The organism is Mesorhizobium sp. M7A.F.Ca.CA.001.10.2.1, from assembly GCF_003998575.1.
Classification (GTDB): domain Bacteria; phylum Pseudomonadota; class Alphaproteobacteria; order Rhizobiales; family Rhizobiaceae; genus Mesorhizobium.
The window spans coordinates 1-2,908 of the sequence record NZ_RZQY01000723.1 but is presented as its reverse complement, the minus strand read 5'-3'; the positions used below and the strand labels follow the sequence as shown (position 1 = coordinate 2,908).

At 63.0% G+C, this 2,908-nt stretch carries 2 protein-coding genes and 1 pseudogene; 1 reads left to right on the top strand and 2 read right to left on the bottom strand.

Annotated elements, in window-relative coordinates; translation table 11 throughout:
• A partial coding sequence (locus tag EN964_RS30660; protein WP_127277149.1) for a phosphoribosyltransferase family protein occupies positions 1 to 843 on the bottom strand: 843 nt, incomplete at its 3' end.
• A gap of 52 nt (positions 844 to 895) precedes the next feature.
• Positions 896 to 2,392, bottom strand: a complete 1,497-nt coding sequence (locus EN964_RS30655; RefSeq protein ID WP_127267652.1) for a lipopolysaccharide biosynthesis protein — start codon at positions 2,390 to 2,392, stop codon at positions 896 to 898.
• Between the two features lie 185 nt (positions 2,393 to 2,577).
• On the opposite strand from EN964_RS30655, the pseudogene EN964_RS30650 reads away from it, so the two are divergent.
• Positions 2,578 to 2,908 (top strand): annotated as a pseudogene (locus EN964_RS30650) (glycosyl transferase family 1); the annotation flags it as partial.

The following is a 2,908-nucleotide window of genomic DNA, read 5'->3' as shown; positions in this document are numbered from 1 at the left end:
GACCATATGCGTTTCGACGCACAGCACCGGCTTGCCTGACAGTTCGGTGATCCTCAGCGCCTGTTCGTGCTCGCTCTCGATGAACAGGATGGCATCGGACTTGCGGTAGAAATCCGCCTTGAAACTGCCATGCGCGCCGAGCCGTTGCCGTTCCGCCTTGCTCGGCAGGTCGAGCATGATCAACTGGTCGTATTTGATCTCATGCTTGGCGAGCCATGCCTCGGTGAGCGCGCGGTATTTCTCCAGTCGGCTGGTGACCAGCCAGCCGATCCTGTGGGTCGCGACATGGAGCGGCCGCGCTTCGCTGAGGAATTTTTCATAGGCCGGGCCGTCGTCGTTTTCCGCCTCTGTCGGATCGAGGCACAGCACGCCGTCAATGTCGACGCAGCATTGCGCCAGGAATTTGTGATGCATGAAGTTCCACTGGAACATGCGCGGATGCGGCACGACTTCGAAGACGAGGTCGGTTTCCTGGTGCTGGGGCTCAAGGCCGAACACGGCGGCAAAGGTGAACTCCGCCTTGATGCCCGCAGCCTGGATGCGGGCGCGTGCGTCACGCATGGCGTTGCCGCCAGCGACGCTGTCGTCGATCACCAGCACCTTGCGCATCTCGGAAACCTTGCGGTCGAGAGCGGCACGGCGCTTGGTGACGCCAGACGTATAGATACGCCCTTCCAGGAAGCTGTCGAGATCGGTCATCGGGATGTTCGCGGCAAGGCTGACCAGCGTCGCTGCCAAAACGCCGCTTCTCGGCACACCGACCACCAGGTCGATGTCGCGTGGCAGCCGGTGCAGGCCCCTGACAATGGCGTCGTTCATATCGGAGATCGATCGGTAGTGCATGGTTCAGACCTGGTCCTGGAGGAGATGTCCGTAGCAGTCGAAGACGCCCAAATTATTGCGCTTCGCGCGCCGCCGCCGCAGGCAGCCTTGCCGGCAGCATCTTGAGGGCCTCGCGCAAGGCTTCGCGGCCGGAGGCGAATGCCAGTGCGATGACGATGGTGATGAGGTAGGCGAGCACGGCGCCGCTGGCCAGGGCGACGACATGCTGCTGCGGCAGCGCTGGCTTGATGAACCAGATGCCGGCCAGTGCCAGATGGGCGCCAAGCACGAACGGCGTTGCCGCGCGAAGTACATGGTGCGCCTGAAGCGGCCCGCTCTTGCCGACATAGAGCCACAGGAACGGCGTCCGCAGATATTCGCTGATCGCATAGGCGATCGCCACGCCCAGCGCGCCATAGGGCAGGCCGAGCATGAAGGCCAGCACCGACGTCACGGCCGTTATGATGCCCCAGCGCATGAAATCGCCGGAGCGGCCCTGGCTGACGAAAAGCCACCCCGCCGGATTGTTGAGCGGCTGCAGCAGCCCGGCAAAGCCGAGCGCCAGGAAAATCGAGGCGCTTGCGCGCCATTGCTCGCCGAGCACGAAGGGGATCAGCACATCCGACATCGCCGTGGCGAAGGCGACGCCGGGAAGCGCCACCAGCAGGATCAGCGGCATGACGCGCAGGTAGGCGCTGCGGTAGCGATCCGGCTCATCCTTCAGCCTCGAAAGCGCCGGAACCATCACCTTCGACAGCGGGTTGGTGATCTGGCTCAGCGGAAACAGAAGCAGCTTGTAGGCGCGGTCATAGAGGCCGAGTTGCGCCTCGCCCCAATATTTGCCGATCAGCACATTGTCGAGGTTGCGGGCAAAGAAATTGGCGAAGTTGAAGCCGGTGATGCCGGCGCCGAAATTGATCAGCTCGCCGATGCCGGCGACCTTGCGCGGCAGGCCCGGACGCCAGCGCGAGCTCGCCCAATAGCAGAGCGTCGGCAAAACGGCACCGGTCAGCGTGCCGGCAAACAGGGCCCAATAGGAGCGATCGATAAAGGTCCAGGCGATCGACACCGCAAGCCCGGCAATGGCGCTGGCGACGTCGATGACGGCCAGCCGGCCGAACTGCATGCGGCGTGTCAAGAGCGCCAGATGCTGGGCGCCCAGCCCATAGGCCATGATCTGCAGCCCGAACGCAGCCACCAGGCCCGTCACGCGCGGCTCGCCGTAGAAGGCGGCAACCAGCGGCGCCGCACCCGCAAGCACGCAAGCCAGGATCGCGCTGACCGCGACATTGATCCAGAAGAGGTAGTTCACCTCCTCATGCCGGATGCCCGACTTCTGGATCGTCGCCTGGGTCAGGCCGAAATCCTGGAACAGGGCGATAAAGGCAAGCACCGGCGCGCACATCGCCACGACGCCGAAATCCTGTGGCGACAACAACCGCGACAAGACGATAACGGACAGGATCTGTGTCGCGACCCGCACCGATTGCGCCATGGCCGTGACAACCGCGCCGCGCCCAACCGATTTGCGCAAGGAGCCTTCTGGCGGATCGAATGCATTGGCTTCCAAATTCAGGATTCCTGATTTTTTACGTTGATTTCCGAGCCCGAAAATCCACGACCGCCGCCGACCACAAACTACGGCAATAATTTTGCAGTGCAACAGAAAACGTGGACCGCCGCACCAAAAATGTTGCGATGCAGCAAGACCTGTACTAGCATTCCCTCGGGTGGGCCAACAGCGGTCGAGTTTTTATGCTGCATGTCTTGTACCTTGTGCACGACGTTTCCGACCCGGCGGTGCGCCGGCGGATCACGATGCTCAGGGCAGGTGGGGCCCAGGTCACTTTGGCCGGCTTCCGTCGCACCGCGAATCCGATTGCGGATATCGAGGGACTGCGGCCGATCGACCTCGGCGCGACGCGTGACGGGCGATTCGGCCAACGCCTCGCGGCCGTCGCCAAAGCAGCCGTTTCGATAGGCTCGAAGCTTGGCGGTATGCCAAAACCGGATCTCATCATCGCACGCAACCTGGAAATGCTGGCGCTTGCCCGCCGCGCCAGGTCAGCCTTCGGTGCATCGGTTC